Annotated in this window: 19 protein-coding genes; 9 read left to right on the top strand and 10 right to left on the bottom strand. The window is 68.5% G+C overall.

The annotated features are described in order from the left end of the window. Positions 1-95: 95 nt before the first annotated feature. Both dop and JVH1_RS33490 read right to left on the bottom strand, forming a co-directional pair. Positions 96-1,595 (bottom strand): depupylase/deamidase Dop, encoded by a 1,500-nt coding sequence (dop, locus tag JVH1_RS33495; RefSeq protein ID WP_007299057.1) that lies wholly within the window; start codon positions 1,593-1,595, stop codon positions 96-98. Positions 1,596-1,669: 74 nt separating this feature from the next. Continuing rightward, positions 1,670-2,047, bottom strand: coding sequence for a nitroreductase family deazaflavin-dependent oxidoreductase (locus JVH1_RS33490; RefSeq protein ID WP_009473519.1), 378 nt, complete (start codon positions 2,045-2,047; stop codon positions 1,670-1,672). Positions 2,048-2,129: 82 nt separating this feature from the next. Here JVH1_RS33490 and JVH1_RS33485 point away from each other — a divergent pair, with 82 nt between their 5' ends. Further along, positions 2,130-2,678 (top strand): NUDIX domain-containing protein, encoded by a 549-nt coding sequence (locus JVH1_RS33485; RefSeq protein ID WP_009473520.1) that lies wholly within the window; start codon positions 2,130-2,132, stop codon positions 2,676-2,678. A gap of 63 nt (positions 2,679-2,741) precedes the next feature. Here the strand turns inward: JVH1_RS33485 and arc are convergent, their stop codons facing one another. Then, positions 2,742-4,517 carry a proteasome ATPase gene (gene arc / locus JVH1_RS33480; protein WP_009473521.1) on the bottom strand — a complete coding sequence of 592 codons (1,776 nt, stop codon included), beginning with the start codon at positions 4,515-4,517 and terminating at the stop codon, positions 2,742-2,744. A gap of 182 nt (positions 4,518-4,699) precedes the next feature. Between arc and JVH1_RS33475 the strand changes: the two genes are divergently transcribed. Further along, positions 4,700-5,203 (top strand): hypothetical protein, encoded by a 504-nt coding sequence (locus JVH1_RS33475; RefSeq protein WP_009473522.1) that lies wholly within the window; start codon positions 4,700-4,702, stop codon positions 5,201-5,203. Positions 5,204-5,252: 49 nt separating this feature from the next. Here the strand turns inward: JVH1_RS33475 and JVH1_RS33470 are convergent, their stop codons facing one another. Further along, entirely contained in the window at positions 5,253-6,107 is an 855-nt protein-coding gene (locus tag JVH1_RS33470; protein ID WP_009473523.1) for a tRNA (adenine-N1)-methyltransferase, read from the bottom strand. Positions 6,108-6,201: 94 nt separating this feature from the next. Between JVH1_RS33470 and JVH1_RS33465 the strand changes: the two genes are divergently transcribed. Then, a complete protein-coding gene (locus JVH1_RS33465; protein ID WP_016880756.1) occupies positions 6,202-7,107 on the top strand; it encodes a RecB family exonuclease in 906 nt (301 codons plus the stop codon). Further along, a complete protein-coding gene (locus tag JVH1_RS33460) occupies positions 7,104-7,940 on the top strand; it encodes a thioesterase family protein (RefSeq protein ID WP_009473525.1) in 837 nt (278 codons plus the stop codon). The genes JVH1_RS33465 and JVH1_RS33460 overlap by 4 nt, the downstream gene beginning before the upstream one ends. A 64-nt stretch (positions 7,941-8,004) precedes the next feature. Here the strand turns inward: JVH1_RS33460 and hisG are convergent, their stop codons facing one another. The 6 genes from hisG to metH are packed head-to-tail and all read right to left on the bottom strand — an operon-like array spanning position 8,005 to position 15,233. Further along, on the bottom strand, positions 8,005-8,856 hold the full coding sequence (gene hisG / locus JVH1_RS33455; RefSeq protein WP_009473526.1) for an ATP phosphoribosyltransferase: 852 nt from the start codon (positions 8,854-8,856) through the stop codon (positions 8,005-8,007). A 47-nt stretch (positions 8,857-8,903) separates the two neighbouring features. Next, a complete protein-coding gene (locus JVH1_RS33450) occupies positions 8,904-9,185 on the bottom strand; it encodes a phosphoribosyl-ATP diphosphatase (protein ID WP_009473527.1) in 282 nt (93 codons plus the stop codon). A 25-nt stretch (positions 9,186-9,210) separates the two neighbouring features. Then, positions 9,211-10,104 carry a pseudouridine synthase gene (locus JVH1_RS33445; protein WP_009473528.1) on the bottom strand — a complete coding sequence of 298 codons (894 nt, stop codon included), beginning with the start codon at positions 10,102-10,104 and terminating at the stop codon, positions 9,211-9,213. Between the two features lies 1 nt (position 10,105). Further along, positions 10,106-10,963: a rhodanese-related sulfurtransferase gene (locus JVH1_RS33440; RefSeq protein WP_009473529.1), complete on the bottom strand. Its 858-nt coding sequence runs from the start codon at positions 10,961-10,963 to the stop codon at positions 10,106-10,108. Between the two features lie 15 nt (positions 10,964-10,978). After that, on the bottom strand, positions 10,979-11,671 hold the full coding sequence (locus JVH1_RS33435) for an HAD family phosphatase (protein WP_009473530.1): 693 nt from the start codon (positions 11,669-11,671) through the stop codon (positions 10,979-10,981). Continuing rightward, positions 11,664-15,233 carry a methionine synthase gene (metH, locus tag JVH1_RS33430; protein WP_009473531.1) on the bottom strand — a complete coding sequence of 1,190 codons (3,570 nt, stop codon included), beginning with the start codon at positions 15,231-15,233 and terminating at the stop codon, positions 11,664-11,666. Before metH ends, JVH1_RS33435 begins: the two co-directional genes overlap by 8 nt. A gap of 51 nt (positions 15,234-15,284) precedes the next feature. On the opposite strand from metH, the gene JVH1_RS33425 reads away from it, so the two are divergent. The 5 genes from JVH1_RS33425 to JVH1_RS33405 all read left to right on the top strand — a co-directional run bounded on the left by JVH1_RS33425 (position 15,285) and on the right by JVH1_RS33405 (position 22,594). Further along, positions 15,285-16,226 (top strand): PAC2 family protein, encoded by a 942-nt coding sequence (locus JVH1_RS33425; protein ID WP_009473532.1) that lies wholly within the window; start codon positions 15,285-15,287, stop codon positions 16,224-16,226. Beyond that, a complete protein-coding gene (locus tag JVH1_RS33420) occupies positions 16,223-17,374 on the top strand; it encodes an MFS transporter (RefSeq protein WP_009473533.1) in 1,152 nt (383 codons plus the stop codon). Before JVH1_RS33425 ends, JVH1_RS33420 begins: the two co-directional genes overlap by 4 nt. 90 nt (positions 17,375-17,464) lie before the next feature. Beyond that, positions 17,465-19,960, top strand: coding sequence for a nitrite reductase large subunit NirB (nirB, locus tag JVH1_RS33415; RefSeq protein ID WP_009473534.1), 2,496 nt, complete (start codon positions 17,465-17,467; stop codon positions 19,958-19,960). Continuing rightward, positions 19,957-20,283 carry a Rieske (2Fe-2S) protein gene (locus JVH1_RS33410; RefSeq protein WP_009473535.1) on the top strand — a complete coding sequence of 109 codons (327 nt, stop codon included), beginning with the start codon at positions 19,957-19,959 and terminating at the stop codon, positions 20,281-20,283. The genes nirB and JVH1_RS33410 overlap by 4 nt, the downstream gene beginning before the upstream one ends. Before the next feature lie 124 nt (positions 20,284-20,407). Beyond that, positions 20,408-22,594 carry an acyltransferase family protein gene (locus tag JVH1_RS33405; RefSeq protein ID WP_009473536.1) on the top strand — a complete coding sequence of 729 codons (2,187 nt, stop codon included), beginning with the start codon at positions 20,408-20,410 and terminating at the stop codon, positions 22,592-22,594. Positions 22,595-22,690 lie beyond the last annotated feature (96 nt).

The raw sequence follows: 22,690 nt of genomic DNA, 5'->3' as shown, positions 1-22,690 counted from the left end.
CCGCTCGGACCTTCACCCTACCGAGCGTCGCCGCCGCACGTGTGCCGACGCGACGGCGAGTTCCGGCGCAGATCCGTCCGCGACCGGTCGACGGGTCAGTTCGTGAGCTCGTCGACGAGTTCTTTCGCGGTCTCCACCGACTCCAGCAACTCCCCCACGTGCGCCTTGCTGCCCCGCAACGGCTCGAGGGTGGGGATACGGACCAGGGAGTCGCCACCGAGATCGAAGATCACCGAATCCCAGCTCGCGGCCGCGATGTCGGCGCCGAACTTGCGCAGGCACTCACCCCGGAAGTAGGCGCGGGTGTCGGTGGGCGGGGTGTCGACGGCGTCGAGCACCGCCTGCTCCGACACCAGCCGTTCCATCGACCCGCGGGCGACCAGCCGGTTGTACAGACCCTTGTCCAGGCGGACGTCCGAGTACTGCAGATCGACCAGATGCAGTCGGGGCGCGGACCAGTTGAGGCCCTCGCGGTTCCGGAAACCCTCGAGCAGCCGCAGCTTTGCCGGCCAGTCCAGCAGGTGGGCGCACTCCATCGGGTCCCGTTCGAGAAGGTCGAGCACCATCGCCCACTTCTCGAGCAGATCGGCCACCCGGGGGTCGTCGTTGCCCTCGGCGGACATGAACTTGTCGACTCGGTCCAGGTAGATCCGCTGCAACGCAAGCCCGGTCAGTTCCCGGCCGTCGGCCAGCGCGACGGTGGCGCGCAGCGTCGGGTCGTGGCTGATGTGGTGCACGGCGGTCACCGGGCGGGCCAGCTGCAGGTCGGTGAGGTCGACACCGGCCTCGATGAGATCGAGGACCAGGGCCGTCGTCCCGACCTTCAGGTACGTCGACATCTCGGCGAGGTTCGCGTCGCCGATGATGACGTGCAGACGCCGGTACTTGTCCGCGTCCGCGTGGGGTTCGTCGCGGGTGTTGATGATGCCGCGCTTGAGTGTCGTCTCGAGCCCGACCTCCACCTCGATGTAGTCGGCCCGCTGGGACAGCTGGAAGCCGGCCTCGTCACCGGACTGGCCGATGCCCACCCGGCCCGACCCGCAGATCACCTGACGGGACGCGAAGAACGGGGTCAGCCCGTTGATCACCGCGGAGAACGGCGTGGCCCGTGACATCAGGTAGTTCTCGTGGGTGCCGTACGACGCGCCCTTGCCGTCCACGTTGTTCTTGTACAGCTGCAGTCGCGGGGCGCCGGGGACGCTCGATGCGTGCCGGGCGGCCGCCTCCATCACCCGTTCGCCTGCCTTGTCCCAGATCACGGCGTCCAGGGGGTCGGTGACCTCCGGGGCCGAGTACTCGGGGTGCGCGTGATCGACGTAGAGGCGGGCGCCGTTGGTGAGGATCATGTTGGCCGCGCCGACCTCGTCGGCGTCGATCACCGGCGCCGGGCCGCTCAGCCGGCCCAGGTCGAATCCGCGGGCATCGCGCAGCGGGGATTCCACCTCGTAATCCCATCGGGTGCGCTTGGCGCGCGGCACTCCCGCTGCCGCCGCGTAGGCCAGCACCGCCTGGGTGGACGTCAAGATCGGATTGGCCGAAGGCTCGCTGGGTGAGGAGATTCCGTACTCGACTTCGACACCGATGATCCGCTGCATGCTGCCGAGCCTATGCGATCACCCACATCACCCGGCGGCACACTCCTGCCGCGCGAGCCGTCCGCGCCCGGCGACTAGTCCGGCGAGCACTCCAGGTACTGGTCCGCCGAGATCGCCCGGAGTACCGTGCGGACCCCGGCGGGAGCCCAGGAGTGGGTGCTGTCGGTGACGACGCTCGGGTCGGTCAGGTGTACCGTCCGGCGCCGCGTCACGATGGTGCATCCGCCCGCCGCCACCACGTTTCGCACCCAGTCGCTCTGCGCACCGTACGTCAGGGCGAACCGGTAGCGGCCGTCCACGACGAACACGTTGACGGGTGTGCGATAGGTCTTGCCCGACCTGCGGCCCCGGTGCTCGACCATGGCGAACCCGGGCAGGATCGTCGCGACGTGACGGCTCACCTGATTGGTGACGACCCGGTTGAATCGGGCGACCGAACGCGGCAACGCCATGACCTCTCACCCCTTCGGCACCGGAACGAGCAACCGACCTCGACAGTACCGACGTCCGCCGGGGTGCTGGCAGGATCGACACATGGATTCCGCACCGAACACCCCACCCGGCACGGACGAAGTGGTGGCGGTGTTCGACAGTGCGGGACGACCGGTGGGGTCCGCTGCGCGTTCCCGCGTCTACGCCGAGGGGCTGTGGCACGCGAGTGCCGGCGTCCTCGTCCGGTCCGGCGACGGGAAGCGCCTCTACGTCCACCGACGCTCGGACACGAAGACGGTGTTCGCCGGACATCACGACTGCCTGGCGGGCGGGGTGGTCGATCCCGGGGAGACCCCGGAGGAGGCGGCGAGCCGGGAGCTGGCGGAGGAACTGGGCATCACCGGAGTGGGCCTCACCCCCATCGCGAGGGTGGCGTGGGACGGGCACTGGCGGGGTTTGCGGCTGCGCTGCCACCTATACGCCTACGAGACGCACTGGGACGGGCCGATCGTCCACCAGGCCAGCGAGATCGCGTCGGGCTGGTGGTGGACGCCCCACGAACTGGTGACGCATCTGCACGACCCGCAGTGGCCGTTCGTTCCGGACACCCGGGCGCTCCTCGAGGACTACCTCGTCACACGGGACCGCTGACGCAGACGCCTGCGCGGCGGGAACCGTGTTCGGGTTCCCGCCGCGCAGGTGATGCCGGACGGCCTACAGGTACTGGCCCGTGTTGGATTCGGTGTCGATGGCGCGGCTCGCGCTCGCGTTCTTACCGGTGACCAGCGTGCGGATGTAGACGATCCGCTCACCCTTCTTGCCCGAGATCCGGGCCCAGTCGTCGGGGTTGGTGGTGTTCGGCAGGTCCTCGTTCTCCGAGAACTCGTCGACGATGGAGTCGAACAGGTGCTGGACCCGCAGACCCGGGGCACCGGTGTCGAGCACCGACTTGATCGCGTACTTCTTGGCGCGGTCGACGATGTTCTGGATCATCGCACCGGAGTTGAAGTCCTTGAAGTACAGGACCTCCTTGTCGCCGTTGGCGTACGTGACCTCGAGGAAGCGGTTCTCCTCGCTCTCGGCGTACATGCGGTCGACGACCCGTTCGATCATCACCCGGATGCAGGCCGTGCGGTCGCCGCCGAACTCCGCGATGTCGTCGCTGTGCACCGGCAGCGTCTCGACAAGGTACTTCGAGAAGATGTCCTGTGCCGACTCCGCGTCGGGGCGTTCGATCTTGATCTTCACGTCGAGGCGGCCGGGACGCAGGATCGCGGGGTCGATCATGTCCTCGCGGTTGGATGCGCCGATCACGATGACGTTCTCGAGTCCTTCGACACCGTCGATCTCACTGAGCAGCTGCGGCACGACGGTGGTCTCGACGTCGGAGGAGACACCCGATCCGCGGGTGCGGAAGATCGAATCCATCTCGTCGAAGAACACGATCACGGGGGTGCCCTCGGACGCCTTCTCCCGGGCCCGCTGGAAGATCAGCCGGATGTGCCTCTCGGTCTCGCCGACGAACTTGTTCAGCAGCTCGGGGCCCTTGATGTTGAGGAAGTAGGACTTGGCTTCCTTGCTGTCCTGCCCCCGCGCCTCCGCGATCTTCTTCGCGAGCGAGTTGGCGACCGCCTTGGCGATGAGCGTCTTACCGCACCCGGGCGGACCGTAGAGGAGCACACCCTTCGGTGGCCGCAGCTCGTATTCGTGGAACAGGTCTTTGTGGAGGAACGGCAACTCGACGGCGTCGCGGATCTGCTCGATCTGCCGTCCGAGGCCGCCGATGTCGTCGTAGTGCACGTCGGGAACCTCTTCGAGGACCAGATCTTCGACCTCGGCCTTGGGGATCCGCTCGAACGCGTACCCGGCCTTGGTGTCGACGAGGAGGGAGTCGCCCGGCCGTAGTTTGCGGGTGGGCGATTCCGCGTCGTACGCGATCGACTCCCTCTCGCTGTCCTCGTACACGGTGGCGAGGGGTTCGGCCAGCCACACGATCCGCTCCTCGTCGGCATGGCCGACCACGAGGGCGCGCTGACCGTCGTCGAGGACCTCGCGCAACGTGCTGATCTCACCCACACGCTCGAAGTTGCCCGCTTCCACGATCGTGAGGGCCTCGTTGAGGCGCACGGTCTGGCCGAGCTTGAGGGTCTCGGCGTCGACGTTCGGGGAGCAGGTCAACCGCATCTTGCGCCCGGAGGTGAACACGTCCACGGTCTGATCGTCGTGCACTCCGAGCAGCACGCCGTACCCGCTCGGCGGCTGGCCGAGGCGATCGACCTCTTCTCGAAGGGCGATGAGCTGCTGACGGGCCTCCTTGAGGGTGTCCATCAGCTTGGTGTTCCGGATGGACAGCGAATCCACTCGCGATTCCATCTCACGAAGCTGTTCCGGCGACTCCGCGAGCTGCCTGCGCAGTGCCGACGCCTCTGCGCGCAACGCCTCGAGCTCTCGTGCGGCCGCAACCGAATCGGGGTTCTCTGTCGAGCTCATGTGCGTCTCCTCCCAATGAGATCTATCAACGCTACCGGCACTGCCCGAATTCTGCGCCGTGACACGGATTCTGCCGATTGCGAATCGGCATACGTGACGCCCTGGGCCACCGAACCTCTCATGTTAGCCTTACCTACCTGTCGAGCAGTTTCTCTCTGTTCTGTGTAACGAAAGGGTTCGTCGTGATAATCCGCAAGCCCCTGAACGGAACATCCTTCATCGGTAGGTCCGTGGTTGCCGTCGGCGCGGTGGTCTTCGCGCTCGGGATGTCGGCCTGCTCGTCCGACGACGCTTCCGACACCGCGGCAGCGACGTCCGCGGCCACGTCGTCCGCGGCAGGCGAGGCGGTTGCCGCGCCCACGTCGGACGAACTGCTCGGTACGCTCCAGGTCCTCGTGGACCCCGCCCGACCGGTCGACGAGAAGACCGTCGTGGTCGTCGACGGCGACGAACGCCGCCCGAATCTCGAGGCCATGACGGCGGCGATGGCCAACTACCCGGTGTCCTTCACGGTCACGGATGTGCAGGTAGAGGGCGATACCGCGACGGCGAACGTCGCGATCGTCAGCCCGCACGGCACGGCCGCTCCGACCGCGTGGACGTGGGAGAACGTCGACGGCACCTGGAAGGTGTCGGACGAGAGCACGTGCACCCTGCTGGGCATGGCACGCGCCGGCTGCAGCTAGCTTTCCCTCCTTCGGCGGCGCCCTCTCCGGTCGCCGCCGAAGGCGTGTCTCAGCCCTTGCCCGACCGGCGCTGCGGCTTGGGGGTGACGGTTCCTTCGGCGAGACGCCGGGCGCTCACCAGGAACGCGGTGTGGCCCTGCATCCGGTGTTCCGGGCGCACGGCCAGCCCGACGACGTGCCACCCGCGAACGATCGATTCCCAGGACCGCGGCTCGGTCCAGCACTCCTGCTCGCGCATCGCCTCGACCACCTTCGAGAGCTGCGTCACAGTGGCGACGTAGACGATGAGCACACCGCCGGGAACCAGCGCCTTGGACACCGCGGGCAGCGCGTCCCAGGGGGCCAGCATGTCGAGGACCACCCGGTCGACCTGACCGCCCGCCGCGTCGGCGTCGAACTCGGCAACGTCGGCGATGGTCAGATCCCAGTTCTCGGGGCGTTCCCCGAAGAAAGTCTCGACGTTCCGGACCGCGTGTTCGGCGTGGTCGTCGCGCACCTCGTACGAGATGACCCGGCCTTCCGGACCGACCGCCCGCAGCAGTGAGCACGTCAGGGCACCCGAGCCGGCACCGGCCTCGAGCACGCGGGCGCCGGGGAAGACGTCGCCCTCGTGCACGATCTGCGCGGCGTCCTTCGGGTAGATGACCTGCGCCCCGCGGGGCATCGACAGGATGTAGTCGACGAGCAGCGGACGCAGCGCGAGATATGGGGTGCCGTTGGTCGACTTGACCACGCTGCCCTCGTCGGTGCCGATCAGGTCGTCGTGCAGGATGCCGCCGCGGTGGGTGTGGAACTCCTTGCCGGCCTCCAGGTTGACCGTGTAGTGCCGGCCCTTGGCGTCCGTCAACTGGACTCGATCGCCCACCCGAAACGGTCCGCTCGGTCGCGTTTCGCGTCCCACCATCGTCACCGACTCCTCAGCCTGTTCGTCCGGCGCCGTCCGACGCCCACACCGCGCCCCGACTCGACTGTCGGACCGGGGGCTTACCCTGCCAGGTGTGAGCATCTCAGAGTCGCCAGCCCCCGTCACAAAGGGTTCCCCGTCACAGCCCGGCGACACTTCGGCCACCCGCAGGCGCCCCGCCCTGTCACCGTCCCGCGCCGGCGACTTCAAGCAGTGCCCGCTCCTCTACCGTTTCCGCGCGGTCGACCGGCTTCCCGAGGCGCCGTCGCGCGCACAGGTGAAGGGCACGGTCGTGCACGCCGCACTGGAGACCCTGTTCGGGCTGCCCGCGGCCGAACGCGTTCCGCAGAAGGCGGTCGATCTGATCCTCCCGTCCTGGGAGCGCATCCTCGCCGAGGCCCCCGACCTGATCGACCTGGTCCCCGACGAGGAGCGAGACGCGTTCCTCGACGAGGCGCGTTCCCTCGTCACCGCCTATTACGAGCTGGAGGATCCCACCCGGTTCGAGGCCGAATCGTGCGAACAGCGCGTCGAGACCGAACTCGCCGACGGGGTGCTGCTCCGCGGATTCGTCGACCGCATCGACGTCGCCCCCACCGGTGAGGTGCGGGTGGTCGACTACAAGACCGGCCGTGCGCCCCGCGAGATGTCCGAGTCCAAGGCGCTGTTCCAGATGAAGTTCTACGCGCTGGTCCTGCTCCGCACCCGCGGCATCGTCCCCGCGCAGTTACGGCTGCTGTACCTCGCGTCCGGCACGGTCCTCACCTACGCACCCGACGAGGACGAACTGCTGCGGTTCGAGCGCACGCTGTCGGCGATCTGGAAGGCCATTCTGGCGGCCGGGGTCACCGGCGATTTCCGACCCAAGCCGAGCCGGCTCTGCGACTGGTGTGATCATAAGTCCCTGTGCCCCTCGTTCGGTGGAACGCCGCCTCCCTACCCGGGATGGCCGGAGGGGCCCGCCGAAGACGCACCGGGTTTCGAGGAGATTGTCGAATGAGTTCCGAGTCCTATTACGTACCACTCGGTTCGGAAGCACTGAGTGCGCCGGAAGTGGACTCGGACCAGAAGATCACCGTCGAGCGGTTCGACAGCACGGATCTGACGATCAGCGTGTGGGCCGAGACGATGCAGCACGGCGCTCCCCCGTCCGCGCTGCTCGTGCGAGCACTCGAGCGCTGCGCCCCACGCGACGATGTGCGTCTCACGCGGGTCGTGGTCGAGATCCTCGGTCCCATCCCGATCGCCGAGCTCGAGGTCCGGTCCTGGGTGCAGCGACCGGGACGCCGGGTGGAGCTGGTGGTCGCCGAATTGTGGACCGTCGGCGACCGGCCCCGTGCCGTGGCGCGGGGCTCGGCCTGGCGGATGGAGACCGTCGACACCAGCGACGCCGTCCACGTCGTCGACCCGCCACTCGAACCGCGGTCCACCGGGCGGGACGGCAAGTTCAGCGAGGCCTGGAATTCGGGCTACCTGACGACCCTCGACTGGCGGTGGATCGCCGAGATGGGATGCGAGGGCCCGGGCAAGTTGTGGGCGAAGCCGAGGCCCACACTGGTTCTCGGCGAGACCATGACGCCGCTCGAGCGGCTGTTCGCCATCGCGGACATCGCCAACGGCGTGGGATCGAAACTCGACCCGGCAGACTGGACGTTCCTCAACACCGACCTCACCGTGCACATCTTCCGGGTCCCCGAGGGCGACTGGGTGGGGGTCAGCTCCGAGACCTCCATCGGACCCGACGGAGTGGGCATGTGCGCGGGCGTGCTCTACGACGAGACCGGCGCCGTCGGCCGGATCGCCCAGACCGTACAGGTCCGCGCCCGCCCCTGAGCGGAGCGAGCGCGGATCGTGTTGCGGGCGGGGCGAACGCGGATCGTGTTGCGGTGGAGCAAGATCAGAGTGCGCGGCAGGACCGGATGTTGGACGCGAGGATGGCCTTGGCGCCGAGGTCCGCGAGTTCGTCCATGACTCCGTTGTGGCCCTTGATCGGGACCATCGCCCGGACCGCCACCCAGTTCTCGTCGGCGAGCGGCGACAGCGTCGGCGACTCGAGGCCCGGGGTGATCTTCAACGCGTCGTCGAGGATCGACTTGGGGCAGTCGTAGTCGAGCATCAGGTTCTGCTGCGCGAACACGATGCCGCGCACCCGCTCGACCAGCTGGTTGCGTGCGGAATCGTCGTCGGGCGAGCCGGCGCGCTCGATGAGCACACCCTCGGAGTCGCACAGGGTGTCGCCGAACGCGACCAGGTTGTGCTGGCGCAGCGTGCGGCCGGAGCCGACGACGTCGGCGATGGCGTCGGCGACGCCGAGCTGGATCGAGATCTCCACGGCGCCGTCGAGGCGGATGACCGAGGCCTCGATGCCGCGTGCGGACAGGTCGTCACGCACCAGGTTGGGGTAGGACGTGGCGATCCGGAGCCCGGCGAGGTCCTCGACCGTCCAGTCCTTGCCCGCGGGGGCGGCGTATCGGAACGTGGAGCGGCCGAAGCCGAGCGACAGCCGTTCGGCGACCGGGGCACCCGAGTCGCGGGCGAGGTCGCGGCCGGTGATGCCGAGATCGAGTTCACCGGAACCGACGTAGATCGCGATGTCCTTGGGGCGCAGGAAGAAGAACTCGACCTGGTTGGACGGGTCGAGGACGGTCAGGTCGCGGGAGTCGGTGCGACGACGGTAGCCGGCCTCGCTGAGGATTTCGGCGGCGGACTCGGACAGCGAGCCCTTGTTGGGGACTGCGACGCGCAGCATGGCGGAGGGTTCCTTTCGGGAGCGGGTGGAGGAGTCTCGATCACCGATCACAGATGTCGGTAGACGTCCTCGAGCTTCAGGCCCTTACCCACCATCAGCACCTGCGTCCAGTACAGCAGCTGAGAGATCTCCTCGGCGAGCGCCTCGTCGCTCTCGTGCTCGGCGGCGATCCACACCTCACCCGCCTCTTCGAGAATCTTCTTTCCCTGCGAATGGACGCCGGCGTCCAAGGCGGCAACGGTGCCGGACCCCTCGGGGCGGGTAGCGGCACGCTCGGTCAGCTCGGCGAACAGGGATTCGAAGGTCTTCACGAGGACCCATTGTTTCACGCCGCCGCGGACCTCTCCGAACCGGTCACCACCCGAGTGTGCGGCGACTCTCGAACCGGCGGACCTCACCCGAACGGGGATCGGTGAACTCGATGGCCCGCGCCAGCAACCGCAACGGGGTCGAGAAGTCGCCGGGCTCGGAACGCCGGAAGTCCGGGTAGTAGTTGTCGCCCTCGATCGGCAACCCCAGCGACGACATATGCAACCGCAGTTGGTGTGTCCGGCCGGTCTTCGGCAGCAGGCGGTACCGCGCGCGGCCGTCGCGGGTATCGAGCAGGTCGACGACGGTCTCACTGTTCGGTTCGCCCGGTTCCTCCGTCGCCGTCATGATCCCGTGTTCCTTGACGATGCGACTGCGGATGGTGCGCGGAAACGCGAGCGCGGGGTCGTGCCCGGCGACGGCCTCGTATTCCTTGGTGACCTGCTGGGAGACGAACAGTTCCTGATACGGCCTGCGGTCTTCCCGCCTGATCAGGAACACCAGAACGCCGGCCGTCATCCGGTCGAGCCGGTGCGCCGGCGTCAGGTCGGGCAGGTCGAGCGCCCGCCGCAGCCGCACGACCGCCGTCTCGGTGATGTGCGCGCCCCGCGGGATGGTCGCGAGGAAATGGGGTTTGTCGATAACCACGAGGTGGTCGTCGCGGTGCAGGATGTCGATCTCGAACGGAACCGGGATCTCCGGTGCGGGGTCGCGGTAGAAGTACACGAAACGGGTCGGGGCATAACGGGTCCCTCGGTCGACCACCCTGCCGTGTTCGTCGACGACTTCCCCGCCGTCGATCAGCGACAGCCAGTGCGCGCGTTCGTCCGGGTACGTCTCGACCAGGAATTCGGCGACCGTCTTCGTGCCGACGCCCGCCGGCATCCGGATGCGGTCGGGTCCGAGGCCGTTGCGGACCGGCAGGGGCGCCCCCGCCACCTCAGCCCGCCCTCTTCTCGGTGCAGTCGGCGCAGACGAGCACGAGTTCGCGGCCCCGGTCGTCCGGCATATTCTCGTACCGGGACGTCGGACCCCCGCACGTGCTGCAGCGCCCCAGGGTCTTGGCCTGATCGCTGAACTCGATGCTCATCCGCTTGTCGAAGACGTACAGCGACCCCTCCCACAGGCCCGTGTCGCCGAATGCCTCGCCGTAGCGGACGATTCCGCCGTCCAGTTGGTAGACCTCACCGAACCCGCGCGAGCGCATCAGCGAGGACAGGACCTCGCACCGCACTCCCCCGGTGCAGTACGTGACGACGGCCTTGTCCTTGAGATGGTCGTACTTGCCGCTGTCGAGTTCGTGCACGAACTCGCGCGTGGTCGACACGTCGGGCACGACGGCGTCCCGGAATCGGCCGATCTCCGCCTCGAAACCGTTGCGCCCGTCGAAGAAGACGACGTCGTCACCGCGGCCCTCGACTAGGCGGTGCACCTCGTCGGGCGCCAGGTGGGTACCGCCGCCGACGACGCCGTCCGCGTCCACCTTCAGCTCGCCCGGCGCACCGAACGTCACGATCTCCGGCCGCACCTTGACGCTCAGCCGCGGGAAGTCGTCACCGAGCCCGTCCGACCACTTGATGTCGGCGTCCTTGAACGGCGCGTAGCCGCGGGTCCCCTTCACGTACCGCTTGACGTCGCGGATGTCGCCGCCGACCGTCGCGTTGATGCCGTGCTCGGAGACGAGGATCCGTCCGGTCAGGTTGTTCGCCTCGGCGAGTGTGTACTGCCACAGCCGTATCGCCTCCGGGTCGGCGAGCGGAGTGAACACGTAGAACAGCACGATTTTCGGAACAGCCACGGGAAACCAGACTACCTAGAGACGGACACCACTCTGCTGCGCCCACACCTCGGCGAGGTCGGCACCGGTGAGGCCCTCGAGACTGTCCCGGAACACCCGCCCGGGGCCGTCGGCCACCGCGATCTCGCACGGGACGACCAGGACGACGCAGCCCGCGGCCTGCGCGGACGCCGCACCAGTGGGCGAATCCTCGATGGCGAGGCACTGCGACGGATCCAGCCCCAGCAATTCCGCGCCCCGCAAATACGGGTCGGGATGCGGTTTGCCTGCCGGCACCTCGTCGCCGCACACCGAGTGGTCGAAGTGGTGCCTGCCGAGCGTCTCGAGTGCCCGCTCGGTGAGCCGGCGCTCGGTGTTGGTCACCAGCGCCGACCTCAGGCCGTGCGCCCGGACGGTCTGCAGTGCGGCGTGGGCGCCCGGCCGCCACGGGATCCCGTCACCGAACAGTTCCTCGACGCGGGTGAACATCCATTCCTTGGCCTCGGCGAGCGCCACCGGGTCCCGGTCGAGCCCGAGGGCGTCGAAGATGACGCCGAGAGCGTTGGCGCTGGACGCACCGATCGTCTTCAGCCGCGTCTCCTCGGTCATCGGACCGCCGAGGTGCAGCGACAGCTCGCGGACCGCGACGTCCCACATCTTCTCGGAATCGAGCAGCGTTCCGTCCATGTCCCACAGAACACCTGCGAGACCGTCGAATGCGTCAGACATTGAAGTACTTCGCTTCGGGGTGGTGCAGCACGAACGCATCCGTGGACTGCTCGGGATGCAACTGCAGTTCCTCCGACAACTTCACACCGATCCGTTCGGGTTCGAGGAGGGCGACCATCTTCGCGCGGTCCTCCAGGTTGGGGCAGGCGCCGTACCCGAAGGAGTACCGGGCACCGCGGTAGGCGAGGTCGAAGAATCCGGACACCTCGGACGGGTCCTGCTCGGCCACGTTGTGCCCGCCGGGCAGCACGAGTTCCTCGCGGACCCGTTGATGCCAGTACTCGGCCAGCGATTCCGTCAGCTGCACGCCGATACCGTGCACCTCGAGGTAGTCGCGGTACGCGTTGGCGGCGAACAACTCGTTCGCGAAGTCCGCGATCGGCTGCCCCATCGTGACGAGCTGCATCGGGAACACGTCGACCTGACCGGTCTCCTTCGCCTCGGTGCGGGACCGGACGAAGTCGGCGACGCACAGGAAGCGGTCGCGGTGCTGGCGCGGGAACCTGAACCGGAAGCGTTCCTCCGCGTCGGGTGTCGGGTCGGTGAGCACGACCACGTCGTCGCCCTCGGACACCGCGGGGAAGTAGCCGTAGACGACGGCGGCGTGCGCGAGGATTCCCTCGGTGCTCAGCCGGTCCAGCCAGTACCGCAGGCGGGGGCGGCCTTCCGTCTCCACCAGTTCCTCGTACGTGGGACCGTCGCCGGAACGTTGCCCGCGCAGACCCCACTGCCCGAGGAACAGGGCCCGCTCGTCCAGCAGCCCCGAGTAGTCCGACAGCGACACACCCTTGACGATCCGGTTGCCCCAGAACGGCGGGGTCGGGACCACGATGTCGGTGGCCACGTCGGATCGCTCGGGCACCTCGATCGGGGTCTCGGCGGCCTTGCGCTTCTCCGCGATCCGCTTGGACCGCTCGTGGCGTGCCTTGCGTTCGGCGGCCTTCTCGCGGGCCGCGATCGCTTCCGGGCTGTCCGGGTCGGGTCCGCCGCCACGCTTGACGGCCATGATCTCGTCCATCCGGTGCAGGCCTTCGAACGCGTCGCGCGCGTAGCTGACGTCGCCCTCGTACACCTCGGCCAGGTCGTTCTCCACGTACGAACGGGTCAGCGCGGCGCCGCCGAGGAGGACGGGGAACTTCTCCGCGACACCCTTGGCGTTGAGTTCCTGCAGGTTGTCCTTCATCACCACGGTCGACTTCACGAGCAGCCCCGACATGCCGATGACGTCGGCCTTCTGCTCGATCGCCGCGTCGAGGATCGTCGCGATCGGCTGCTTGATGCCAAGGTTCACCACGTCGTACCCGTTGTTGCTCAGGATGATGTCGACGAGGTTCTTGCCGATGTCGTGGACGTCGCCCTTCACGGTGGCGATGACGATGCGGCCCTTGCCGTCCTCGTCGGTGGCCTCCATGTGCGGTTCGAGGTACGCCACGGCCGCCTTCATCACCTCGGCCGACTGCAGCACGAACGGCAACTGCATCTGCCCGGATCCGAAGAGTTCGCCGACGGTCTTCATGCCGGACAACAGGGTCTCGTTGATGATCGCGAGTGGCGGCTTCTCCTCCATCGCGGCGGTGAGGTCGTCGTCGAGGCCGTTGCGTTCACCGTCGACGATGCGCCGTTCCAGCCGCTCGAACAGCGGCAGCGCCGCCAGTTCCTGGGCGCGGGATTCACGCGCCGACGCCGCGGAGACGCCCTCGAACAGTTCCATCAGCTTCTGCAGCGGGTCGTAGCCCTCGCGGCGGCGGTCGTAGACCAGGTCGAGTGCCGTTTCCCGCTGTTCGTCGGGGATCCGTGCCATCGGCAGGATCTTCGACGCGTGCACGATCGCGGTGTCCAGGCCGGCCTCGGTGCACTCGTGCAGGAACACCGAGTTCAGGACCTGCCGGGCCGCCGGGTTGAGACCGAACGAGATGTTGGACACACCGAGGGTGAAGTGCACCCGCGGATGCCGCTTCTTCAGCTCACGGATCGCCTCGATCGTTTCGATGCCGTCGCGGCGGACCTCTTCCTGACCGGTGGAGATCGGGAACGTCAGCGCGTCGATGATGATGTCGGACTCGTCGAGGCCCCAGTTCGCGGTGATGTCGTCGAGCAGGCGCTCGGCGATGCGGACCTTGTGCTCCGCGGTGCGCGCCTGGCCCTCCTCGTCGATGGTCAGCGCGACGACGGCGGCGCCGTGCTCCGTGACGAGCCGCATGATCTTCTGGAACCGCGAGTCCGGGCCGTCGCCGTCCTCGTAGTTGACGGAGTTCACGGCGCACCTGCCGCCGAGATGCTCGAGTCCGGCCTGCAGGACCGCGGGCTCGGTGGAGTCGAGCATGATCGGCAGCGTCGACGACGTCGCGAACCGGCTCGCGAGGGCGGCCATGTCGACGGCACCGTCGCGTCCGACGTAGTCGACGTTGAGGTCGAGCATGTGGGCGCCGTCGCGGGTCTGGTCCTTCGCGATGTCGAGGCACTTCTGGTAGTCCTCGGCGATCATCGCCTCGCGAAATGCCTTGGAGCCGTTGGTGTTCGTGCGTTCACCGATCATCAGGATGCTGGCGTCCTGCTGGAACGGCACCGCCGTGTACAGCGAGGACGTCCCCGACTCGTGAACCGGGTTCCGCTCGGCCTTCTCGACCAGACGGACCGCTTCGGCCACCTGCCGGATGTGCTCGGGAGTGGTGCCGCAGCAGCCGCCGACCAGACCGAGTCCGAACTCGGTGACGAAGCCGCTGAGCGCCTCGGCGAGCTCCTCCGCGGTGAGCGGGTACTCGGCGCCGTTCGGGCCGAGCTGCGGCAGTCCGGCGTTGGGCATCACCGACACCGGAAGGGAGCTGTACTTGGACAGGTGGCGGAGATGTTCGCTCATCTCGGCGGGACCGGTCGCGCAGTTGAGGCCGATCATGTCGATACCGAGCGGCTCGAGCGCGGTCAGCGCGGCACCGATCTCGCTGCCGAGGAGCATCGTGCCGGTGGTCTCGACCGTGACGTGGGTGATGATCGGCAGCCGCGAACCCAGCGTCTCCATCGCCCGCTGACTGCCGAGGATGGCGGCCTTCACCTGCAGCAGGTCCTGGCAGGTCTCGACGAGGATCGCGTCGGCTCCCCCGTCGATCATGCCCATCGCTGCCTCCGCGTAGGCGTCGCGGAGGATCGCGAACGGCGCGTGGCCCAGCGTCGGCAGCTTGGTTCCCGGTCCCATCGAGCCGAGGACGAAGCGGCCCATGCCGTCGCGTCCGGGCCCCATCTCGTCGGCCACGTCACGCGCCAGCCGGGTGCCCTTCTCGGCCAGTTCACGGATACGGTCCGAAATGTCGTAATCGGCGAGGTTGGGTAGGTTGCACCCGAACGTGTTGGTCTCGACGGCGTCGGCCCCGGCCTCGAAGTACGCGCGGTGGATGTCTTTCAGCACGTCAGGGCGGGTGTCGTTGAGGATTTCGTTGCAGCCTTCGAGCCCGAGGAAGTCGTCGAGCGTGAGGTCCGCGGCCTGCAACATGGTGCCCATGGCTCCGTCGCCGATGACAACGCGCTGGTTCAACGCATCGAGCAGGGCAGAGTGAAATGGCGCAGACATGCCGTCCAGACTAGTGGGCGCGCGAACCAATGCTGGCCGTAGGCTGGGTGGGTGAGTTCCAGTGAGTTCCCCGTCACGCCTGCGGGCCGCGACGACGACACCCCCGACACCGAGGACGCCGGTGCGACGGACAGTGGCGTGCCCGTACTGCGTGACCCTGTCCTCGTCGCCGCCTTCGAGGGCTGGAACGACGCCGGCGATGCCGCGAGCGGAGCCGTCGAGCACCTCGAGTTGACCTGGGACGCCCAGCCGCTCGCCGAGCTGGACTCCGAGGAATACTACGACTACCAGGTCAATCGACCCACGGTGCGGCAGGTCGACGGTGTCACCCGGGAGATTGTGTGGCCCGCCACCCGCCTGTCGGTGTGCTCGCCTCCCGGCAGCGACCGCGACGTGGTTCTGCTGCGTGGGATCGAACCGAACATGCGCTGGCGCAGCTTCTGCGAGGACCTCCTCGAGCTGATCGACCAGCTGCAGATCAACACCGTGGTGATCCTCGGGGCGCTGCTCGCGGACACCCCGCATACGCGGCCGGTCCCGGTGACGGGCAGCGCATACAGCAGTGAGGCCGCCGAGCGGTTCAAGCTCGAGCAGACCCGCTACGAGGGGCCGACCGGGATCACCGGGGTGCTGCAGGACGCGTGTGTCCGGGCCGGTGTGCCTGCCGTGTCGTTCTGGGCGGCCGTGCCCCACTACGTGTCCCAGCCGCCGAATCCCAAGGCCACGGTGGCGCTGCTGCAACGCGTCGAGGATGTCCTGGACATCGAGGTTCCCCTCGGAGAACTCCCGGCCCAGGCCGACGACTGGCAGGAAGCCGTCACCGAGATGACCGCGGACGACGAGGAGATCGGCGAGTACGTCCGTTCCCTCGAGGAGCGCGGCGACGCCGAGACCGACATCTCCGACGCCATCTCGAAGATCGACGGTGATGCGCTCGCCGCCGAGTTCGAGCGATATCTCCGCAGGCGTGGGCCCGGCAGCTTCGGGCTGTGACGAAGAACTCATCCGAGTCGCTTCGTTCCTCGCTCCAGCGCACGGCGCTCTACGCCGGCGGTTTCCTCGGTCCGTTCGGCGGCGGGGTCGTCGCGTCGATCCTTCCCGAGATCGGGGACGACCTCGGCGTGAGTGCGTCCGCCGCGGCGGGCTCGCTGACGGCGTACCTGCTGCCGTTCGCGTTGCTGATGCTCGTCTCGGGCACGCTGGGCGCGCGGTGGGGGCAGACGCGGACCGTGCGGATCGCGTACGGCGTCTATCTGCTGTCGTCGCTGGCGTGTTTCGTGGCGCCGACGCTGCCGCTCTTCCTCGGCGCCCGCGTGCTCCAGGGGTGTTCGAACTCGTTCACGACGCCGCTGCTGCTGGCGGCGCTCGCCGCCTCGACTCCGCAGAAGCATCTGGGCCGGGCACTGGGGGTCTTCGGCGCCTTCCAGGCCGCAGGAACGTCGAGCGCGCCGCTCGTCGGCGGGCTCGCGGCGGAGGTCGACTGGCGCCTCGCCTTCCTCGTCATCGCCCTCGTGGCCGCGGTGCTGGGTCTGGTCGGCGTTCCCGACAGCGCTCCCGCCGAGCCGGGGGCACCGCGCCCGCGACTGCGCGACGCCCTCACCCCGTCGGTGCTGAGAATCGGGGTGGTGGCACTCCTCGGCTGGGGTGCACTCGGTGGGCTGAGCTTCCTGGTGGCGTTCCGCGCCGAGGACGCCTTCGGGCTGAGCCCGACCCAGCGCGGGCTGCTGCTCACCGGGTTCGGCGTGGCAGGCATCCTCACCGCCCGCCTCGTCGGCGGTGTCATCGACAAGATCGGGGCCCGGGCCGCCGTTCTGATCGGCGCGGTCGGCGGGGCGATTCTCGTCGCGGTCGCCGGGACCGTGTCTCTCCTCGCGGTCGTGGCCGTGGCGTGGTTCGCGGCCGGAATCGCCGGTCAGTTCGTCCTGGTGGGTGTCAACGCCGCCGTGCTCGGGTCGCCGGGCCCGAACCGGGGCGGCGCGGTGTCCGTCGTGCAGGCGCTGCGGTTCATGGGCAACGCGCTCGCCCCGATCACCCTCACCCCGGTGTATTCGGTGTCGCCCGCGGCCGGCTTCCTGCTGCCCGCCCTGCTCCTCGCCGTGCTGGCCCCGCTGCTCATGCCCCGCGACCGCGCACCCGCCTGACACGACTTCCGGGAGGACTGTGAGGTGTTCCTGATTCCCACGTAACGTGCGCGCAGCCGTTACGACACTCCCGAGGCGGAGCCTCGACGCATGGCCAACACACCGAGTTCGAGCAAGCTGCTGGTCGTCGGCAACGGTATGGCCGGCGCACGCACCGTCGAGGAGATCCTGAACCGCGGCGGCGGCGAGCGTTTCGAGATCACCATGATCGGCGACGAGCCCTACGGCAACTACAACCGGATCATGCTCTCGCACGTGCTGTCCGGGGAGGCGGCCGCCGACGACGAGGACCTCATCCTCAACCCCATGGGCTGGTACACCGCCAACGGCGTCAAACTCCACGCCGGCGACCGCGCGGTCGCACTCGACCGGTTCGCGAAGACCGTCACCTGCGAGAGCGGCCGCGTCGTCGACTACGACGTGCTCATCATCGCCACAGGAAGCAACACGTTTTTCCCCAACATGGACGGGTTGCGCGAGCACGACGGGCGCCTGGCCCGCGGGGTGTTCGGATTCCGGAACATCGCCGACACCAACGGCATGCTGCAGATGGCGCAGGCCCGCGACGACGTGTCCGCGGTGGTGATCGGCGGCGGCCTGCTCGGTCTGGAGGCCGCGTACGGGCTGCGCACACAGGGGCTCACCGTCAACGTCGTCCACTCCCCCGGGCACCTGATGAACCAGCAACTCGACGAACGCGGCGGCAGCGTCCTGCGCGCCGAGATCGAGAAACTCGGCGTCGGCGTCCACACCTCGATGCGGACCACTGCCGTGCTGCGCGACGAAGCGGGCCTGGTGACCGGGGTGTCGTTCGTCGACGGCTCCACCCTGGACGCCGACATGGTCGTCGTCACCGCCGGAATCCGGCCCAACACCGAGCTCGCACGGGCCGCCGGGCTGGTGGTCGAACGCGGCGTCGTGGTGGACGACCAGATGCGCTGCGAGGACGAGGGTTCCGTGTACGCCGTCGGCGAGTGCGCACAGCACCGTGGGGAGACCTACGGCCTCGTCGCCCCGGTGTGGGAGCAGTCGGTCATCCTCGCCGAAGTCCTCACCGGCTCCAATCCCGAAGCGGCGTACGCCGGTTCGCGCACCACCACCACATTGAAGGTCGCCGGTGTCGACGTGGCCGCGATGGGCGTCAAGGGACCGGAGACGGCGGACGACGAGTTCGTCCAGTACTACGAACCGCGCAGCGGCACGTACAAGAGCCTCGTCGTCCGCGACGGCAAGCTGATCGGCGCCACCCTGATGGGCGACATCAGCAAGGCCGGTTTCCTCACCCAGGCGTTCGACGGCAAGGTACCGCTGCCCGAGGAGCGGATCAGCATGCTCTTCGACGTCGGATCCCCGAGCGCCGCGACGAGTGTCGCCGATCTCCCCGACGACCTGCAGGTGTGCAACTGCAACGGCGTGAGCAAGGGCGATCTGGTGGCGTGCGTCCATTCCGGCGCCAAGACCCTCACCGACGTCTGCGCACAGACCCGGGCCGGCAAGGGCTGCGGCTCGTGCAAGGGACTCGTCGCCGACATCGTGGCCTGCGCCGCGGGCGGCGAACTCGAGGCCGACCCCTCCGCGGACTGGTATGTGCCCTGCATCCCGATGACGAAGCCCGAACTCATCGCGACCATCCGGGAACGCGATCTCCGCGCCGTGTCCCAGGTGTTCGCCGAGCTTGCGACGGACGCGAAGGAGGACGCGTCCGCGAAGATGCCCTTGGCCTCGCTGCTCCGCACCATCTGGGGGCCCGACTGGGTGGACGAGCGCGGCGCGCTGTTCATCAACGACCGCGTGCACGCCAACATCCAGCGCGACGGCACGTTCTCGGTGGTCCCGCAGATGAAGGGCGGCGTCACCACGCCTGAGCAACTCCGCACGATCGCCGACGTGGCCGACAAGTACGGCGTGCCGCTCGTGAAGGTCACCGGCGGGCAGCGCATCGACCTGCTCGGCATCAAGAAGGAAGACCTCCCCAAGGTGTGGGGTGACCTCGACATGCCGTCCGGGTTCGCGTACGGCAAGAGCATGCGCACGGTGAAGACGTGCGTCGGAACCGATTTCTGCCGCTACGGTCTCGGCGATTCGACGAGCCTCGGCATCGCGCTCGAGGAACGATTCCAGGGCCTGGAAACGCCCGCGAAGCTGAAACTCGCGGTCGCCGGGTGCCCACGTAACTGCTCGGAGGCCCTGTGCAAGGACTTCGGTGTGGTCGCGGTCGGCGACGGCCGATGGGAAATCTACGTCGGCGGCGCCGCCGGAGCGCACATCCGCAAGGGCGATCTGCTGGCCACGGTCGAATCACCCGAAGCCGCAGTGGAACTCGGCGGCCGGTTCATCCAGTACTACCGCGAGAACGCGAAATGGCTCGAACGCACGTACGACTTCGTGCCGCGGGTGGGACTCGAACATCTTCAGGCGCTACTGGTCCGAGACGAGGAGGACATCGTGACGGGATTGGACGAGCGGATCCAGACGGCGGTGGACGGCTACCGGGATCCCTGGAAGGAGCGCAGCGCGCCGAAATCGCCCGCACAGTTCGCTCCGTCGCTCCCGCTGCTGCCGCTGCCCCAGGTGCCGGTCCGATGACCGCCCTGATCGAGGGGCCTTCCGAGGTCGCGGTGGGGCCGGTCAGCGACCTGACGCCGGGCGAAGGCCGGACGTACGTCGTGCTGAACCGTCAGGTGGCCGTATTCCTGTTGTCGGACGGCACCGTTCGGGCGATGGACGCGGTGTGCCCGCACAAGGGCGGTCCCCTCGCCGACGGACAGATCGACGCCACCGGCGTGATGTGCCCGCTCCACCAGTACACGTTCGCCTTCGACACGGGCGCCTGCCTATTCGAGGGTGTGGGCTCGGTCCGCACCTACTCCGCGTCGGTTCGCGAAGGGTCGGTGGTCGTGCACGTGTGAGAGGCCGCTCACCGGCGCTGGGTCCTGATACGGCGTGCCTTTCGGGAAAGTCCCGGCACCGCTGTCATCATGAGCTCAATGCTGCAGCTGAAGGAGCGCGTCGCATGGACAGATCGCTGGTCGCGTGAATACCGTCGCGAGTCCGGAACGGCGACGCCGATCCGGTAACCGCCCTCCGGTCGGTGTCCAGCCGGCCGAGACGAGGTTCCGCGCGGACATCGAGGGGCTGCGGGCCGTCGCGGTGCTGGCCGTGGTCCTCTTTCACGCGGGCGTACCCGGAATCGGCGGAGGGTTCGTCGGCGTCGACATCTTCTACGTCGTCTCGGGGTTTCTCATCACCGGGCTGCTGTGGCGGAACGTCGCGACCACCGGCCGCGTGCGGTTGGCCGAGTTCTATGGTGCGCGGGCCCGCAGGCTGCTGCCCGCCGGGTGCATCGTGCTGGTGGCCACTGCGATCGGTGCGGCCCTGCTCCTGCCCCCTCTGCAGGCCCGCGCGGTCCTCGGTGACGGGATCGCCAGTGCACTGTACGTCGGCAACTACCGGTTCGCCCTGCACGGCACCGACTATCTGGCCGCCGACGCGCCCCCGTCACCGTTCCAGCACTACTGGTCGCTCGGCGTGGAAGAGCAGTTCTACCTGCTGTGGCCGGCGCTGATCATCGGGGTCGCCTGGCTCGTCCGGCGCAGGACACGGCGCCTCGACGCGGATGAAACACCGTCGACGACCCCGTATCTGATCGTGCTCGCCGTGGTCGCGGCAGTGTCGTTCGCGGTCTCGCTCGACTGGACCAGCACACTCCCGCCGTGGGCGTTCTTCTCGTTGCCCGCCCGCGCCTGGGAACTGGCCGCAGGCGGGTTGGTCGCCCTGTCGGTTCGGCACTGGCAGCGGCTGCCGTCGGTGGTCGCCGCCGCAGCCGGGTGGACGGGTTTCGCGCTGATCGTCGTCGCCTGTTTTCGACTCGGTGAGACGACGCCCTACCCCGGAACCGCCGCGCTGGTGCCGGTCGCCGGCACGGTGCTGGTGATCGGGGCGGGGTGTGCCGCGCCCCGGCTGGGGGTCGGGCGGAGCCTGTCGCTGCCGCCGATGCGGGCGGTCGGTCGGGTGTCCTATTCCTGGTACCTGTGGCACTGGCCGGTGCTGCTGCTCGCGCCGATCGTGCTCGGCCGCTCGCTCGACCTGACCGATCGTCTGGCGATGGTCATGGTGTCCGCGGGTCTGGCCGGACTGACACTGGTCCTGGTCGAGAATCCCGTCCGCTTCGCTGCTCCGCTGCGTCGTTCGGCCTCGCGCAGCCTCGTACTCGGCGGCGCCGTCACCGCCATCGCTGTCTGTGCGGCACTGGTGCTGCTGATCGCGCGGCCGGTTCCGGTCGGACACGGAGCCGCGGCCACAGCCCTCACCGTCTCTGCGCCGACCGAATCGGCGCCTACCGCAGTCGATCCGCGCGACGCGGCGGTGCAGGACATGACCGCGCAGGTGCAGACGGCGGTCGCGGAATCGGCAGGGCTGCAAGCGGTCCCGTCGAATCTGTCTCCACCGCTCGCCGACGCGCCGGCAGACAAGCCGGAGGTGTTCGTCAACGGCTGTGTGCGGTCGTGGCTCGAAGTGGGTCAGGGCGAGTGCGCGTCGGGGGACGTGGCGTCTCCGACGACGGTGGCGCTGGTCGGCGATTCGCATGCCGCGATGTGGGCCCCGGCATTCGAATCGGCCGCCGAGCAGAATCATTGGCGGCTCGAGACGATGGGCAAGGTCACCTGCCCGCTCCTCGACCTCCCACTCACCAGCCCCTACCTCGGGCGGGAATACACCGAGTGCGAGCAGTGGCGCGGCGAGATCGTCGATCGGCTGCGGACCGAACGGCCCCGGTTGGTCGTGCTGAGCATGTCGCGGCGGTACGGCGCCGATTTCGGTTTCACCGTCTACGGTCAGGCATGGCTCGACAGCCTGACCCGGCTGGTCACGGAACTGCGGGCCACGGGTGCGGCCGTCCTCGTCCTCGGACCGATCCCGGATCCGCAGTCGACCGTGCCGACGTGCCTGTCCGCCCACCTGGACGACGCGACCGCCTGCTCGCCGCCCCGGCCTGTCGCGGTGAACGACGCCGGCGTCGCGGCCGAGGCGGTGGCCACGGCGGCAGGCGGCGGACGGTACGCCGACCTCACCGCCCTGTTCTGCACCACCGAGCGCTGCCCCGTCATCGTCGGCAACGACCTCGTGTACCGCGACGACAACCACCTGACCCTCGAACACGCTCAGGCACTCTCGCCCGTCGTCGCCGCGCTGGCCGACCGGGCACTCGCACCGGGCTGAGCGGTAGCGAAAGTTCCTGCAATCACATCCGGTTCGGGTGACACATTCGGTTCCTGGCCGGTGTCTCATGCCGAGAGCACAACGACTGGAGGAGGA

This window comes from Rhodococcus sp. JVH1, assembly GCF_000280725.2.
Taxonomy (GTDB): domain Bacteria; phylum Actinomycetota; class Actinomycetes; order Mycobacteriales; family Mycobacteriaceae; genus Rhodococcus_F; species Rhodococcus_F jostii_A.
The sequence above is the reverse complement of the archived record's forward strand: the minus strand, read 5'-3'. Positions and strand labels throughout refer to the sequence as shown.